A 14,888-nucleotide genomic window follows, 5' to 3' on the forward strand; every position below is an offset into this window, starting at 1 on the left:
GCCGTGGGCGTGGTGTTCAAGGGCTCCGGCTTCTACCGCACCGACTCGCGCTCGCCCCAGAAGACTGAGTCGGGCTCTAAGAAGGAGTCGGGAGACAGCTCCACGAAGTCGGAGACCTCAGCGGCGAGCAAGCCCAAGGAAACCGCGAGCAACTGACAGCCGAGTCGGCGTCAGTGCCGGCGGAGCGAGCGGGGGAGGCGCTGGCGCCGACTCGGCGTCCCGGGCCTCAGCGTTTGCGCCGACTCGACGTCCCAGGCCTCAGCGTTTGCGCCGACTCGACGTCCCAGGCCTCAGCAGTAGCGCCGACTCGACGTCACGTGGGCGGGACCTGTGGATGACGCCGGCAGCGGGTGCCGATCTCTCCTAGCGTCGGGCCATGGTCCCGCTCTCCCGTCCGACCCGCCTCGCCAGCGCCTGGCGTCGGCTACGCCGCGTCGTGCTGGCCAGGCGTCGGCTGCTCGCCGCCCTGCTGGCCGGCGTCGCCGTGGCGGCCGTCGTGGAGTCGGCCACCGCACCGCCGCAGCCCGCGGTGGGGGTGCTCACCGCCGCCCGCGACCTGCCGGCCGGCGAGGTGCTCGACGGCGACGACCTGGTGGAGGTCGACTTCGCGCCGGGCTCGGTCCCGAGCGGCGCCGCCCGCGACGTCGTCGGCCGCACCCTGGCCGCACCCGTCGGCCGGGGCGAGCCGGTCACCGACGTGCGGCTGGTGGGACCGGCGCTGACCGCCGGCGATCCCGGGCTCACCGCCGTACCCGTCCGCCTGCCCGACGCCGGGATGGTGGCGTTGCTCGAGGTCGGTGACCGGATCGACCTGATCGGTACCGATCCTCAGGGCTCCGGCGCGTCCGTGGTGGCCACCGGCGTCCCGGTCCTGGCCCTCCCTCGTCCGTCCGCGGACTCCGCCGGCTCCGCCCAGCCGGGCGAGCTGGTGGTGGTGGGAGCCGATCCTGCCGACGTGACCAGGCTGGCCGACGCCAGCGTGCGACTCTTCCTGACCTACGCGTTCGCCCACTAGCGTTCACCCATGACTGGATTCAAGAACTTCATCCTCAAGGGCAACCTGATCGAGCTCGCCGTGGCGTTCATCATGGGCCTCGCCTTCGCCGCGGTGGTCACGGCGACCGTCGCCCTGATCATGGACATCATCGGCAAGGTCGGAGGCCAACCGGACTTTTCCAGCTACGCGCCCGGGGGCGTCTCGGTCGGCGCCTGGATCACCGCAGTGATCTCGTTCCTGATCATGGCCGCAGTCGTCTACTTCTTCATCGTGATGCCGTACACGAAGGCGAAGGAGCGGTACTTCCCGGCCGACGAGCCCGGCACGCCTGCCGACGTGGAGCTGCTGACCCAGATCCGCGACCTGCTCGCCGGCCAGCGGGGCGGTACGTCGAGCGGTCCGGGCGCCGGAGTCTGACGACCGCTCAGCCGTGGTGCGGCGGCACCTGGGCGCGCAGCCAGCTGTCGCCGTCCCGGTCGTCGGGTGCCTCGGGGTCCCGTTCGTCCGCGGTCGTGTCCGGCAGCACCTCGCCGAACACGGCTGCGATCCTGCGACGTCGCTCGTCGGGTGACTCGTCCGGCCGGGGGCCGGCGGACGTCATGCGCACAGCCCGTTCGCCTCGGCCTCCGCTGCCTCCTCAGGCGACACCGCCGGGGACGGCTTCGAGGACGACCCGTTCTTCTTCTTCGACTCCGACCCGGTGGGCTTGGCCGCGCTGATCGCGTCACTGGTCAGGCGCTTGGTCAGCGGCTCGTCGGCGGCAATCTTGGACCACAGATCCTGGGACTGCTGGGGCAGCCAGGAGACCCGGCCGCTGTACTCGGGCCGCTGGTCGTACTCGAAGGGCACCGTGACGAACTGGATGTTCTCCAGGCCGATGCCCTGGAAGCCGACGCCCATCTTGGCGATCTTGATGACGTTGTCGAGGCCAGGGTCGACCTGCAGCGACTTGGTCGCGGCGTCGAGGAAGCCGACCAGCCGGTCGACGCGGGCGAGGGTGCCGGCCGAGATCACCTTGTTGGCCATGGATGCGATGAACGCCTGCTGGCGCGCAATCCGGCTGATGTCGGATCCGTCGCCGAGGGTGTAGCGCGCCCGGACGTAGTTCAGGGCCTCCCGTCCCTCGACCTCGCGGGTGCCGGACGGGATGTTGATGCCGTGCGCGGGGTCCACGATGTCCTCGGGGATGCAGACGGGGACGCCGTCGATGGCGTTGACCATGCCCTCGAAGCCGGCGAAGTCGATGACGACGTAGTGGTCGACGAAGACACCGGTCGTCTTCTCGAACTGCCGGATCGTGCACGCCGGTCCGCCGAGGGCGAACGCCTCGTTCCACATGACATCGGTGCCGCCGGGGATGGACTCCCCGTCCTCGGTCTTGCAGGTGGGCCTGGTCACGAGCGAGTCGCGGGGGATGCTGACGCCGTAGGCGCGCTTCCGGTCCGCCGACAGGTGCATGAGGATGGTGGTGTCGGAGCGGTCGGTGCTGCCGAGCTCCTGGTTGTCGATGTTGTTTCCGGCCGCGTCGCGGTCGTCGGAGCCCATCACCAGGATGTTGAGCGGCTCCTGGGGTCCAGCGGCCTCCTGCTTCTCGGGGCGGTCGGAGCCCAGCTGGGAGGTGACGTCGACGACGTTGAGGTTGCCGCTGAGATGGCGGTAGAGGTAGACCACGCCGAGACCGGTCGCGAGGGCGAGCACCACCGCGCTCGCCAGGAGCACGCGTCCGATGGTGTTCTTGCGGGGCGCCTTGCCGCGCCGCTTCGGCGCAGGAGGCTCCTGCGACTGCGTGCGCGCGGCGTGTTCGGGCATGGGCACCTCGGGGATCGGAAACATGCAGAGGGGGTGGAAACACCACCCCCGAAGCCTCCAGTATCACGCTTCGTACCCAATTTCGTCCAAATGCCGCGCCTCCGGGCGCAACTGGACGTGCAGCCGATAACCCCGTTTGACCACCGTCTGGACGGTCCGCGTGCCGACGGCCGCCCGCAGGCGTGCGACGGCCATCTCCACCGCGTGCTCGGACCCGGCCTGGCCGCTCGGAAGCATGGCGAGCAGCGCTCGACGCGCGACGACGCTGCCGGGGTTGGCCACGAGCGCCGAGAGGACGGCCGCGGGCGCGGGTGAGAGCTTCACCGCGATCCCGTCGAGCAGGACCTCGTCGCCGTGCAGCAGCAGCTGACGGCCATCCACGAGCTCGATCGCCACTCCCTCGCGGCGCGAGGGCAGCTCGGTGCCCAGCTGCTTGACCATTGCCACCAGCCGAGACCGCTCCGGGAAGATCGTCGGCACTCCCCAGGGCTCGAACGCGGCCGCCGTCACCGGGCCGACGCACGCCGCCACCGCATCGGACTGGAAGGCGCTGACCACCTCGTCCCGCCGACCTGTCACCCCGGCCGCCTCCATCAGCGCGGCCACCGCCGGAGCGGAGGTGAAGGTCACCGCGTCCAGGGCCCGGTCGGCGATCAGGTCGACCAGCCTGAACACCGGTTCCGGGTCCTCGGCGCTCGCCACCCGGTAGACCGTCACCGTCGTGACGTCGGCCCCCCGGCGTCGCAGCGCGTGGGCGACCATCGACAGCGACTGGCCGTGCTCCTGGACCACGATCCGCAGGCCGGCGAGGTCCCGCCCGCGCAGGTGCTCGAGGACGTCCTCGAAGCACTCCGACGGCGGTGCCCAGACCTCCCGCAGCCCGCGGCTGCGAAGTGCGCCGACGCTCTTCGGGCCGCGCGCGAGGATCTCCGCCGATCCGATCGACGCCACCAGGTCGTCGAGCACTCCCCACCGCTCGCAGGCAGCGAACCACGTCTTCATCCCGATGCCGGTGGTCGCAAGGAACAGGTCCACCGGCCGCGACACGACGCACTCGGTCGCGGCGCGGAGGGCCTCGTCGTCGACGTGGTTCGGGTTGAGCGAGAGCGCCGGCGCACGTTCCACGCGGGCGCCACGGCGCTCGAGCAGGGCCACCTGTTCCTCGACCTTGCGAGCGGCCGTCACGCCGATCCGGTAGCCAGCGAGCGGCCGGTCGTCCATCTAGCCCTCCTGGCGGCCACCGACCATGACCAGGCCGTCGGTGACCGCGACGTCGTACGTCGGGATCCGGATCGCCGCGTCGTCGAGGCACTGTCCCGTCCGCAGGTCGAACGCCTGCTTGTGCATCGGCGATGCCACGAACGGGATCTCGCCCCGTGTACCGACGATCCCGCGGGACAGCACCGACGCCTGCGCACAAGGGTCGTAGTTGGAGATTGCGTGGATGTTGCCGTCGTGGGTCCTGAAGATTGCGATCGCCTCCCCCTCCACCAGGGCCGCGACACCCACCTCGACCTCGAGGTCGGCGAGCCGGCAGACGACAGTCACGGTCGGGGTCACCGGGGTGCTCCCACGGGGATGCTCGCTCCCAGGGCCACCGGGCCACCGGGTTCGGCGGGGACCGACTGGTCACGCTCGGCCCGGAACGAGATGTGCGGGTCGGGCGTGTCGGGCGCGTTGACGAACGAGACGAAGCGCGCCAGCTTCTCCGGGTCGCGCAGGGTGTCGGCCCACTCGTCGCGGTAGTGCTCGACGTGACGAGCCATCGCCGCCTCGAGCTCCGAGCCGAGCCCCAGCGCGTCCTCGACCACCACCTCACGCACGCGGTCGAGACCGCCGTCGAGGGAGTCGATCCACGGCGCGGTCCGCTGGAGCCGGTCGGCGGTGCGGATGTAGTACATGAGGAACCGGTCGAGGTAGCGGACCAGCGTCCCGGTGTCGAGGTCGCCGGCCAGCAGCCGCGCGTGCGCCGGTGTCGCGCCGCCGTTGCCGCCGACGTAGAGGTTCCAGCCCTGCTCGGTCGCGATCACGCCGAAGTCCTTGCCCCGCGCCTCGGCACACTCACGGGCGCAGCCACTGACGCCGCCCTTGAGCTTGTGCGGCGAGCGGAGGCCGCGATAGCGGAGCTCCAGGTCGATGGCGAGGCCGACGGAGTCCTGCACGCCGTACCGGCACCAGGTCGAGCCGACGCAGGACTTCACCGTGCGCAGCGCCTTGCCGGAGGCGTGGCCGGACTCGAAGCCCGCATCGACCAGTCGTCGCCAGATCTCCGGCAGCTCCTCCATCCGGGCCCCGAACAGGTCGATGCGCTGGCCACCGGTGATCTTGGTGTAGAGCCCGAAGTCGCGGGCCACCTCGCCGATGACGATCAGCTTGTCGGGCGTGATCTCGCCGCCCGGGATCCTCGGGACGACCGAGTAGGTCCCGTTGCGCTGGAGGTTGGCCAGGTAGGCGTCGTTGGTGTCCTGCAGTGCACGGGTTGCGCCGTCCAGCACCTGTCCCCCGATCAGGCTGGCGAGGATCGAGGCCAGCGTCGGCTTGCAGACGTCGCAGCCCCGGCCGGTGCCGTGGGCCTCGACGACCTGGTCGAAGCTCGTGTAGCCATGCACGGCCACCAGGTCGAACAGCTCCTGCCGGGTCCACGGGAAGTGCTCGCAGAGACTGCGGTCGACGGCCCGCCCCTGGGCGGCGAAGTAATCCTCGACGATCTTCTTCACGACCGGCTTGCAGGAGCCGCAGGTGCTGCCGGCACGGGTGTCGGTTTCCTGGCCGGCAGCCTCGACGATGTCTGCCTTGGAGACGTTGTTGCACGAGCAGACGACGGCGTCGTCCGGGAGCCCGAGGTCGGCGCCGCCGCTCGGCGGGAGGATCAGCTGCTCGGGATTGTCCGGCAGCTCGATGCCGCTGGCGACCATCGGGCGGAGGACGCCGTACGCCGTGGCGTCGCCGACCAGGACGCCGCCGAGCAGGCGCCGGCCGTCCTCGGAGATGACCAGCTTCTTGTACACCCCGGCGACGGCGTCGGCGAAGACCAGCTCCAGCGAGCCCTCCGTCGCCGCGTGGGCGTCGCCGAAGGACGCGACGTCGACCCCGAGCAGCTTGAGCTTCGTGGACGTGTCGGCGTCCGTGAAGGTGCCAGGTCCGCCGAGCAGCGCATCGACGGCGACCTCGGCCATGGCGTATCCCGGAGCGACCAGGCCGTACATCCGGCCGGCCGGTGCCGCGCACTCCCCGATCGCCCAGACGTTGGCGCAGGAGGTGCGGCACCGTTCGTCGACGAGCACACCGCCGCGCTCGGCCAGGGCGAGCCCGGCGGTGCGGGCCAGCGCGTCGCGGGGGCGGATGCCGGCGGAGAAGACGACGACCTCGGCGTCCACCGGGTCGGCGTCGCGCAGCGCCAGGCCGGCCGCGCGGTCCCGGCCGAGCACTCGCTCGGTCGCCGCTCCCGTGTGCACGGTGAGGCCGAGCGCCTCGACGTGCCGGGCCAGGGTGGCACCTCCGGCGTCGTCGACCTGCACCGGCATCAGGCGGGGTGCCATCTCCACGACCTGCGTGTCGAGACCGAGCTGGTGCAGCGCGTTCGCGGCCTCGAGGCCGAGCAGGCCACCGCCGACGACCGCACCGGTCGTCGCCGTGGACGCCGCGTCGCGGATCGCCTCGAGGTCCTCGATGGTGCGGTAGACGAAGCACCCGGGAAGATCGTGGCCGGGCACCGGTGGCACGAACGGCGTGGCGCCGGTCGCGAGCACCAGCTCGTCGTAGGCCAGCACCTCCCCGTCCGCGAGCAGGACGGTCTGCCCGGCGGTGTCGAAGCTCGTGACCGCGGTGCCCAGCACGAGGCGGACCCGGGGGTCGTCGTACGAACCGTTCGGGAGCAGTGAGAGGGCGTCGGCACCGACCTCGAAGTAGGACGTGAGCGCGACCCGGTCGTACGCCGGTCGCGGCTCCTCGCCGACCACCACGATGTCGTGGGTCTCGGTGAGTCCGCGCTCGACGGCGGCCTGCACGAAGCGGTGTCCGACCATGCCGTGACCGACGACGACGAGCTGCCTGCGGAGGTGGGGACTCATGGTGTGATTCCTTCCAGGGTGCGGGAGGCGAGCAGGGAGCGGACCGAGTCGGCGCAGCCGCCGCAGCCCGTGGTGGCGTGCGTCGAGGCGCGGACGTCCTCGAGGGAGGTGCAGGCCCGGACCCGGCCCGCGGTGACGCCCGCGCAGGCGCAGACCTCGGCGTCGTCGGGCAGTGTCGACGGTCGACTGGGCCGCTCGGCCATGAGCAGCGCTCCGGGCTCGGTCTGGGCCAGCACGGTGCCGCGGTCGTAGTACTGGGTGATCAGCCCGATCTGCGAGAGGTCGCCGACGAGCGTGGCCCCCACGATCACCCCGTCGCGGACGACGAGCTTGCGATGCGAGCCGAGGACGGGGTTGGTGACCTCGACCACGTCACCGCCGATGTGCTCCGGGTCGCCGAGCACCGCCACGTCGAGCCCGCTCGCCCTGAGGCGGGCCACCGTGCGGCTGCCGGCGTACGTCGCCCGGCTGCCGGCGAGACGATCGGCCAGGATGCCTGCCTGCTCCCACGCGGGCGGGACGAAGCCGGTGGTCCGGCCGCCGTGCTCGGCGCAGTCGCCGATCGCGTGGACGACGGGGTCGTCGACCGAGGCAAGGCCGTCGTCGACGACGACTCCGCGCCGGACGGTGAGCCCGGCACGGCGGGCCAGCGCGGTGGAGGGACGGCCGCCCGAGGTGAGCACCACGAGGTCGGTGTCGAGCGTGAACCCGTTGTCGAGGACCAGCCCCTCGTCGGTGAGACGCACCGCCCGGGCACCGGTGTACACGGTCGTGCCGAGACGTCTGAGGTCCCGGGCGAGGATCCGGCCCGCCTTCCCGTCGACCTGGCTGCGGAGCAGGTGTTCGCCGCCCTCCACGACTTCGGTGTCGAGCCCGCGGACGCTGAGGGCCCGAGCCACCTGGAGCCCCAGCAGACCTCCGCCGACCACCACCGCTGCGCGGGCGCCGGGCACAGCGGCGTCGAGGCGGAGGCAGTCGTCGAGACTGCGGAACGCGTGCACCCTCTCGTCCAGCCGGCCGTCCACGCGGACCAGCCCCCGGATCGGCGGAAGGGTGGGGATCGACCCGGTGGCGAGGACGAGCGTGTCGTAGGGGACGCGGCGGCCGTCGACGAGCTCGACCTCGCGCTCCGCGCGGTGGATCTGCGCGGCGCGGGCCCCGAGGCGGACGTCGACATGGTCGGGCACGCGCAGCGAGATGTCGTCGACGGCGTGCGTGCCCTCGAGCACCGCGGAGAGCAGGATGCGGTTGTACGGCGGGTGGGGCTCCTCGCCGAGCAGCGTGACCTGCGCGCGGCCGGCCAGGCCGTCGGCGAGGCGTACGGCGGCCATGCCGGCGCCGACGACCACCACACGGCGGGGGGTGCTCATCGCGCCGCCCCCACCAGCCGGGTTCCGGGGGTCGCGACCCGGTCGCGGGCCGTGCTGATCCTCGCCGCGCAGGCCTTGAACTCCGGCATCCGGCTGGTCGGGTCGAGGGCATCGTTGGTCAACCGGTTGGCGCCGACCCAGTGGAACGGCACGAACACCGTGTCCGGGCGGATCGTGTCGACGACACTGGCCGGGGCCTCGAGCTCGCCCCGCCGGGTGACGACCACGACCGGTTCGCCGTCTCTCGCCCCGATCCGGTCGGCGAGCTGTGGATGCAGCTCGACGAAGGGGCCGCTGTCGGGCAGGTCCCGGACCCGGCGGGTCTGGGCCCCGGACTGGTACTGCGCCAGCACCCGGCCGGTCGTGAGGTGGAGGGGGTAGTCGTCGCTGACGACCTCCGCGGGACCGTGGTGCTCGACCACGACGCAGCGGGCCCGTCCGTCGGGCGTGGGGAAGCGGTCGGCGAACAGCCGCGGTGTGCCCGGGTGGTCCGCGGACGGGCAGGGCCAGAAGACGCCGTACTCGTCGCGGATGCGGTGGTAGTCGATGCCGGCGTAGTCCGCGGATCCGCCGGCCGAGGCCCGGCCGAGCTCGGCGAACACGGCCTCCGGGTCAGTCCCGATCGTGCCCGGGCGACCGAGGCGCTCCGCCAGCCCTGCCAGCACCTCGAGGTCGGTGCGGACCCCAGGTGGCGGGACCACCGCGCGCTCGCGCAGGATCACCCTGCCCTCGAGGTTGGTCATCGTGCCGGTCTCCTCGGCCCACTGGGTCACCGGCAGGACGACGTCGGCCACGGCGGCGGTCTCCGACATCACCAGGTCGGCCACCACGAGCAGGTCCAGGGCGGCGAGCCGCTCGGCGACGTGGCCGGCGTTCGGGGCGGAGACGACGATGTTGCTCCCGTGCACGAGCAGGGCGCGAGGTCCCTCGCGCGTCCCGAGCGCGTCGAGCAGCTCGTACGCCGAGCGGCCCCGGCCGGGCAGCGACCCGGCCTCGACGCCCCAGACCCGAGCGACGTGGTCTCGGGCCACCGGGTCGTCGATCAGCCGGTAGCCGGGCAGCTGGTCGGCCTTCTGCCCGTGCTCGCGGCCTCCCTGACCGTTGCCCTGGCCAGTCAGGCAGCCGTAGCCGGCTCCGGACTTGCCGCACATGCCGAGGGCGAGCGTGAGGTTGATCCAGGCCGACACGGTGTCGGTGCCCGAGCTGTGCTGCTCGGCGCCGCGGGCGGTCAGGACCATCACCCGCTCGGCCCCGGCCAGCAGCCCGGCGAGATCGCGCAGCTCTCCGGCCGAGACTCCGCTGACCCGCTCCACCCGCTCCGGCCACCAGGCCGCCAGGGACCGGCGTACGTCCTCGAAGCCGGTGGTGCGGGTGGCGACGTAGTGCTCGTCGACCGCGCCGGCGGCAGCGAGGAGGTGGAGCAGACCGAGCGCCACGGCGAGGTCGGTGCCCGGCAGTGGCTGGACGACCACGTCGGCCCGATCGGCGGTCGGGGTGCGCCGGGGGTCGATCACGACGACCCGGCCGCCGCGCTCGCGGAGCCGGTCGAGGTGACGTGCGGCCGGCGGCATGGTCTCGGCGAGGTTGGAGCCGACCAGCACGAGGACCTCCGTGTCCTCGACATCGGCCAGGGGGAAGGGCAGGCCACGGTCGATCCCGAACGCCCGGTGGGATGCCGACGCCGCCGACGACATGCACCAGCGGCCGTTGTAGTCGACCTGGCTGGTGCCGAGGACGGCGCGGGCGAACTTGCCCAGCGCGTAGGCCTTCTCGTTGGTCAGGCCCCCGCCCCCGAACACCGCCACCGAGTCCGGGCCGTGGTCGCGCCGCAGCGCCACCAGCCGGCCGGCCACGAGGTCGAGGGCCTCGTCCCAGTCGACTGCCCTGAGCTCGCCGGTGGCGCGGTCGCGGACCAGTGGGGTCGTGAGTCGCTCCCGGCTGCCCCGCAGGCCGGTCGCCGTCCAGCCCTTCCGGCACAGGGCGCCCCGGTTGACGGGGAACTCCGGCCACGGCGCGACCTCGAGCGCGCCCCGGTGCGGGGTCTCGAGGGTCATGCCGCACTGCAGTGAGCAGTAGGGGCAGTGGGTACGGGTCATGGGTCTGCTCAGATGCCGGCTCGGGCGAGGCTGGTCGCCCGGGCCGGCCTGCGGAGGAAGACGGCGTACGTCACCAGCGCGCAGACGACGTAGTAGCCGGCGAATGCCGCGAACGCGGCCTTGGTCGCGGTCAGCGGGTCAGCGACCCACGGCGACGCGAAGGCCAGGGGGATCAGGAAGCCGCCGATCGCGCCGACCGCGCCGATGACGCCCAGCGCGGCGGAGGACTGCTGGGTCGCCCTGCCCAGCGCGGCCTCCCGCCCCGGTGTGTTCGGGGTCGTCGCCCGCTCGGCCTCGGTGCGCCAGATCGCCGGGATCATCCGGTACGTCGACCCGTTGCCCACCCCGGTCGCGGCGAAGATGCACAGGAAGAACCCGAGGAACCACGGGAACCACGCCTGGTTGGCGATCGCGATGGCCGGGTCCGCGGTGGGGTTCGGGACCAGCTGGGTGAGTGTCCAGAGCACCGCGAGCGTGAACACGATCATCGTCGCGAACGCGCCGACCGTGACCCGCGCCCCGCCGAGGCGATCGGCCAGCCAGCCGCCGACAGGACGTGTCGCCGAGCCGATGGCGGCGCCCAGGAACGCGTAGTAGGCGAAGAAGATCCCCGTGCCGAGCGGCGCCGGCTCCGGGACCCAGAAGTTGAGCTTGATCAGCAGCGGCATCGCCGCCGAGTAGCCGATGAAGGAGCCGAAGGTCCCGATGTAGAGGAACGACATCACCCACGTCTGCCGGTTCCGGAGCACCTGCAGCTGAACGCGCGGCCTCGAGACCGCCGTGGCGAGGTTGTCCATGAACAAGTACGCCGCGAGGGTCGCGACGACCGCCAGGCCGGCGTACACGTAGGCCGCGCGTTCGAGGTGGATGCCGTCGTCGGCCGCCTCGACGAGGCCGAAGATGCCGGCGCCGCCGACGACCACCGGCAGCAGGAGCTGGACCAGCGAGACTCCGAGGTTTCCGCCGGCCGCGTTGAGGCCGAGCGCCGTCCCCTTCCGGTGGGCCGGGTAGAAGAAGTTGATGTTGGCCATCGAGCTGGCGAAGTTGCCGCCGCCGAAGCCCGCGGTCGCGGCGATGAGGCAGAACACCCAGTACGGCGTGGACGGGTCCTGGACGGCGATCGCGAACAGCAGCGTCGGGACGAGCAGGAGCGCGGCGCTCGCCATCGTCCAGTTGCGGCCGCCGAACCTGGGGACTGCGAACGTGTAGGGCAGCCGGAGCAGCGCACCGACCAGGTTGGGCAGCGCGACGAGCAGGAACAGCTGCTGCGGGGTGAACGTGAACCCCTCGGCGAGCAGGAACGCCGACGAGACGCTCCAGATCAGCCACACGGAGAAGCCGAGGTGCTCGGCAAAGATCGACCAGACCAGGTTCCTGCGGGCGATCCGACGGCCGCTGCTCGCCCACTGCTCGGGGTCCTCGGGACGCCAGTCGTCGATCCACCGCCCGGTCCGGCGGCGTGGGGCGGTGGCTCGTGTCGAGGTGGTCGTCAGCGTCATGCCGGAGATCCTCGGGAGCCGATGTGTCCGGCAGGACAGGTCGTCGTCTCACCGAGGTCAACTTGTGCTCACGGCCTCACAGGGGCCTCGCCCGCTGTCAGCCGGTGTTGCGCATGCCGGCCGCGATGCCGTTGATTGTCAGCAGCAGGGCCCGCTCGAGCAGGGGGCCGTCCTCGCCCCGCCGCTGACGCGCCAGCAGCTGGCTCTGCAGGTGGTGCAGCGGCTCCAGGTAGTTCTCCCGGATCTCCAGGGTGGTGCGCAGCGTCGGCTCCCGGTCGAGCAGCGAGGTGTCGCCGGTGACCCCGAGCACCTGATCGACGGTGAGGCGGAACTCCGTCCTGATGTCGTCCAGGAGAGGACGCAGCGGCGGGGGCGCCAGGGCGACGTACCGCTCGGCGATGTCGAGGTCGGTCTTGGCCAGCATCATCGACACGTTGTCGATGAACGTGCGGAAGAACGCCCAGTCGCGGTACATGCCGGCGAGCTCCTCCGAGGAGCCGGCGACAGCGGCGAGGCCGCTGCCGACCCCGAACCAGCCGGGGACGATCTGGCGGGACTGGGTCCAGCCGAAGACCCAGGGGATGGCGCGCAGGTCCTCGACACCGCCGCCGGAACCCGGCCGGTGGGCCGGGCGCGACCCGATGTGGAGGGCCCCCAGCAGGTCGACGGGCGTCGCGGCGAAGAAGTAGTCGGCGAGCCCCTCGTGCTCCACCAGCCCGCAGTAGCGGTCGTGGGCATGCCGGGAGATCTCGTCCATCGTCTCGTCCCAGCTCCGGGCCCGGTCGGCCGGACGGCGGTCGATGCGGTGCAGCAACGACGCCTCGATGGTGGCGGCGAGGGTCAGCTCGAGGTTCTGCCTCGCCAGGACCGGGAGGGCGTACTTGTCGCTGATCACCTCGCCCTGCTCGGTGACCTTGACCTCGCCGTCGACGGTGCCGGAGGGCAGCGCCAGGATCGCGTCGTACGTCGGTCCGCCACCGCGGCCCACCGATCCGCCCCGGCCGTGGAAGAAGCGCAGCCGGACACCGTGGCGGCGAGCCACGTCCCGGGCCCTGCGCTGCGCCTTCTGGATCTGCCACTGCGAGGTGGCGATCCCCCCGGACTTGTTGGAGTCGGAGTAGCCGAGCATCACCTCCTGCACGTCCCCGCGCAGGCTCAGCAGCCGGCGGTACGTCGGCTCCCGGAACAGCGCGTCGAGGATCTCCTCGGTGCGTTCGAGCTCCTCCACCGTCTCGAGCAGCGGCACGAAGCCGATCCGCGCGGTGTCGTCGGCCAGGTCCACGAGACCGGCCTCGCGTGCGAGCAGCACGGCGGCCAGGACGTCGTCGGCGTCGCGGGTCATCGACACGATGTAGCTCTCGATGGCGCGAGGTCCCAACGTGTCCAGGGCCCAGCCGATCACGTCGAAGGTCTCCGCGGTGACGCGAGCCTCCTCGTCGAGAGGCAGCGGGCGCGACGCGAGCGGGCGGCGTCCGGCCAGCTCCTCGGCCAGGGCCCTCAGCCGCCCCGGCCGGTCGAGCTCGGCGTAGGGCACGGGCAGCTCACCCAGGCGGTCGAGCAGCTGCCCCACCGCGGCATGGTGCTTCTGGGCGTGCTCGCGCACGTCGAGGGTGGCCAGGCCCAGCCCGGTGGCGGCCACGGTGCGGATGAGCCGTTCGAGGCCGCCACCGGCCAGCAGGGAGCCCTGGTGGGCGAGCACCGAGCCGTGCAGCAGGCGGAGGTCGTCGAGCAGCTCGGTGTCGTCGCGGTAGTCACGACCCGGCCGGTGCGGCTCACCTGCGGCGATGCGGCGCTCGGTGATCGCGAGCCGCACGTGCACGCAGGTGAGGAGGAGCCGGTACGGCTCCTGCGCGTTGAGTCTCCGGTAGCGCGGCTCCACCTCGGGGAGGCCGGGGAGCAGCTCGTCGACGCGGGCGTGGACCTCGGGATCGACCCGGGACACCTGCTCGCTGATGGACAGGTCGCGACGCAGCGCGTCGACCTGACGCTGGAGCATGCGGATCCCGTGCGTGGCCTGGAGCCGGAGCACCTCCCGCGTGGTCTCCGGCGTCACGTTGGGGTTGCCGTCGCGGTCACCGCCCACCCAGCTGCCGAAGGACAGGGGGCGAGCGTCAGGAGGCAGCTCGACCCCCCGGTCGGCCAGCTGGTCCCGCAGCTCGTCGAGGACGTCGGGCACGGCCGCGGCCGAGAGCCCCTCGAGGTAGTAGACGATGTTGCGCGCCTCGTCGATCGGCTCCGGCGGCTCGACGCGGATCTCGTCGGTGTGCCAGAGCAGCTCGACGGCCTCCTCCAGGCCCCTGGTGCGTCGACGTCCCTCCGGCTCCTCGAGCAGGGCGGCGACCCGGCGCAGCTTGTCGATCGTCGACCGTCGGGCCACCTCGGTGGGGTGCGCGGTGAACACCGGCCGGACCGCGAGGTGTCGCAGCCCCTCCGCGACGTCGTCGACCTCGACCCCGGCCTTCTCGATGCGGCCGAGGGCCTGCTCCACCCAGCCGCCCTCGGCCTCGGACCGCCTCAGGAGTGTCCGCCCCCGGTGCACCTGCTCGGTGACGTTGGCGAGATGGAAGTAGGCCGTGAACGCCCGGACCAACCTGATGGTGGTCTCCAGGTCGAACTCGGGCAGGTCCTCCAGGCGGTCGCCCTTGGAGTGGGCGCGCACCTGCTCCACCAGGTCCAGGAGCTCCTGGCCCTCGGTCCGCGACAGCGTCTCGCCGAGGATCGTGGTGACCAGCCGGATGTCCTTGCGCAGCGCCGTGTCCGGCGTACCGGAGGAGCCGGACGAAGTCGTCATGTCCACCCTCGCGTTCCTTGGCTGCCCTTGGTCGACCCGAGTCCACGGGCCTCGGCCGTGGGAGGCCAACGTATCCCGCGGCCGGACTCGCCTAAACTCCTGCCGGTACCGCGCCACGCCCCAGTAGCTCAGCGGATAGAGCAGCCGCCTCCTAAGCGAAAGGTCGCAGGTTCGACTCCTGCCTGGGGCACCCACCGTTTCCGGATTCTCCGGTGGCGACGCCGAGGTTGCTGCACCCTTGAGGTGCTCAACCAGT

The 14,888-nt window shown here is 72.1% G+C and carries 11 protein-coding genes, 1 tRNA gene and 1 pseudogene; 4 read left to right on the forward strand and 9 right to left on the reverse strand.

Going from position 1 to position 14,888, the window contains the following annotated elements; all coding sequences use genetic code 11:
* From VFN12_RS01800 to VFN12_RS01810, 3 genes and pseudogenes are all read left to right on the forward strand, one after another.
* A pseudogene (locus tag VFN12_RS01800) lies at window positions 1-156 on the forward strand (FmdB family transcriptional regulator); the annotation flags it as partial.
* Window positions 157-376: 220 nt separating this feature from the next.
* The gene (locus VFN12_RS01805) at window positions 377-1,015 is read left to right on the forward strand and encodes an SAF domain-containing protein (protein WP_325116834.1); all 639 of its coding nucleotides are present in this window, start codon (window positions 377-379) and stop codon (window positions 1,013-1,015) included.
* A gap of 9 nt (window positions 1,016-1,024) precedes the next feature.
* Complete coding sequence (locus VFN12_RS01810) at window positions 1,025-1,414, forward strand: MscL family protein (protein WP_325116835.1); 390 nt, start codon at window positions 1,025-1,027, stop codon at window positions 1,412-1,414.
* 7 nt (window positions 1,415-1,421) lie between these two features.
* Here VFN12_RS01810 and VFN12_RS01815 read toward each other — a convergent pair whose 3' ends face one another.
* From VFN12_RS01815 to ppc, 9 genes are all read right to left on the reverse strand, one after another.
* Entirely contained in the window at window positions 1,422-1,598 is a 177-nt protein-coding gene (locus VFN12_RS01815) for a hypothetical protein (protein WP_325116836.1), read from the reverse strand.
* Window positions 1,595-2,806, reverse strand: a complete 1,212-nt coding sequence (locus VFN12_RS01820) for an LCP family protein (protein WP_325116874.1) — start codon at window positions 2,804-2,806, stop codon at window positions 1,595-1,597. Before VFN12_RS01820 ends, VFN12_RS01815 begins: the two co-directional genes overlap by 4 nt.
* Window positions 2,807-2,869: 63 nt before the next feature.
* A complete protein-coding gene (locus VFN12_RS01825; RefSeq protein WP_325116837.1) occupies window positions 2,870-4,027 on the reverse strand; it encodes a uroporphyrinogen-III synthase in 1,158 nt (385 codons plus the stop codon).
* Window positions 4,028-4,366 (reverse strand): nitrite reductase small subunit NirD, encoded by a 339-nt coding sequence (gene nirD, locus VFN12_RS01830; protein WP_325116838.1) that lies wholly within the window; start codon window positions 4,364-4,366, stop codon window positions 4,028-4,030.
* A complete protein-coding gene (gene nirB / locus VFN12_RS01835; protein ID WP_325116839.1) occupies window positions 4,363-6,876 on the reverse strand; it encodes a nitrite reductase large subunit NirB in 2,514 nt (837 codons plus the stop codon). Before nirB ends, nirD begins: the two co-directional genes overlap by 4 nt.
* A complete protein-coding gene (locus VFN12_RS01840) occupies window positions 6,873-8,246 on the reverse strand; it encodes an FAD-dependent oxidoreductase (protein WP_325116840.1) in 1,374 nt (457 codons plus the stop codon). Before VFN12_RS01840 ends, nirB begins: the two co-directional genes overlap by 4 nt.
* The gene (locus tag VFN12_RS01845; RefSeq protein ID WP_325116842.1) at window positions 8,243-10,342 is read right to left on the reverse strand and encodes a molybdopterin oxidoreductase family protein; all 2,100 of its coding nucleotides are present in this window, start codon (window positions 10,340-10,342) and stop codon (window positions 8,243-8,245) included. Before VFN12_RS01845 ends, VFN12_RS01840 begins: the two co-directional genes overlap by 4 nt.
* Window positions 10,343-10,350: 8 nt before the next feature.
* A complete protein-coding gene (locus VFN12_RS01850; protein WP_325116843.1) occupies window positions 10,351-11,841 on the reverse strand; it encodes an MFS transporter in 1,491 nt (496 codons plus the stop codon).
* 97 nt (window positions 11,842-11,938) lie between these two features.
* Window positions 11,939-14,632 carry a phosphoenolpyruvate carboxylase gene (ppc, locus tag VFN12_RS01855; protein WP_325116844.1) on the reverse strand — a complete coding sequence of 898 codons (2,694 nt, stop codon included), beginning with the start codon at window positions 14,630-14,632 and terminating at the stop codon, window positions 11,939-11,941.
* A 117-nt stretch (window positions 14,633-14,749) separates the two neighbouring features.
* On the opposite strand from ppc, the gene VFN12_RS01860 reads away from it, so the two are divergent.
* A tRNA-Arg gene (locus VFN12_RS01860) sits at window positions 14,750-14,822 on the forward strand.
* Window positions 14,823-14,888 lie beyond the last annotated feature (66 nt).

The sequence above is a fragment of the Nocardioides sp. genome (assembly GCF_035703625.1).
Lineage (GTDB): Bacteria > Actinomycetota > Actinomycetes > Propionibacteriales > Nocardioidaceae > Nocardioides.

Bases quoted from the DNA above. Each gene is read 5' to 3' on its own strand.
- VFN12_RS01825 (WP_325116837.1), bottom strand. From the start codon at position 4,027: ATGGACGACCGGCCGCTCGCTGGCTACCGGATCGGCGTGACGGCCGCT.
- VFN12_RS01805 (WP_325116834.1), top strand. From the start codon at position 377: ATGGTCCCGCTCTCCCGTCCGACCCGCCTCGCCAGCGCCTGGCGTCGG.
- nirB (WP_325116839.1), bottom strand. From the start codon at position 6,876: ATGAGTCCCCACCTCCGCAGGCAGCTCGTCGTCGTCGGTCACGGCATG.
- VFN12_RS01850 (WP_325116843.1), bottom strand. From the start codon at position 11,841: ATGACGCTGACGACCACCTCGACACGAGCCACCGCCCCACGCCGCCGG.
- VFN12_RS01820 (WP_325116874.1), bottom strand. From the start codon at position 2,806: ATGCCCGAACACGCCGCGCGCACGCAGTCGCAGGAGCCTCCTGCGCCG.
- VFN12_RS01840 (WP_325116840.1), bottom strand. From the start codon at position 8,246: ATGAGCACCCCCCGCCGTGTGGTGGTCGTCGGCGCCGGCATGGCCGCC.
- VFN12_RS01845 (WP_325116842.1), bottom strand. From the start codon at position 10,342: ATGACCCGTACCCACTGCCCCTACTGCTCACTGCAGTGCGGCATGACC.
- VFN12_RS01810 (WP_325116835.1), top strand. From the start codon at position 1,025: ATGACTGGATTCAAGAACTTCATCCTCAAGGGCAACCTGATCGAGCTC.
- ppc (WP_325116844.1), bottom strand. From the start codon at position 14,632: ATGACGACTTCGTCCGGCTCCTCCGGTACGCCGGACACGGCGCTGCGC.
- VFN12_RS01815 (WP_325116836.1), bottom strand. From the start codon at position 1,598: ATGACGTCCGCCGGCCCCCGGCCGGACGAGTCACCCGACGAGCGACGT.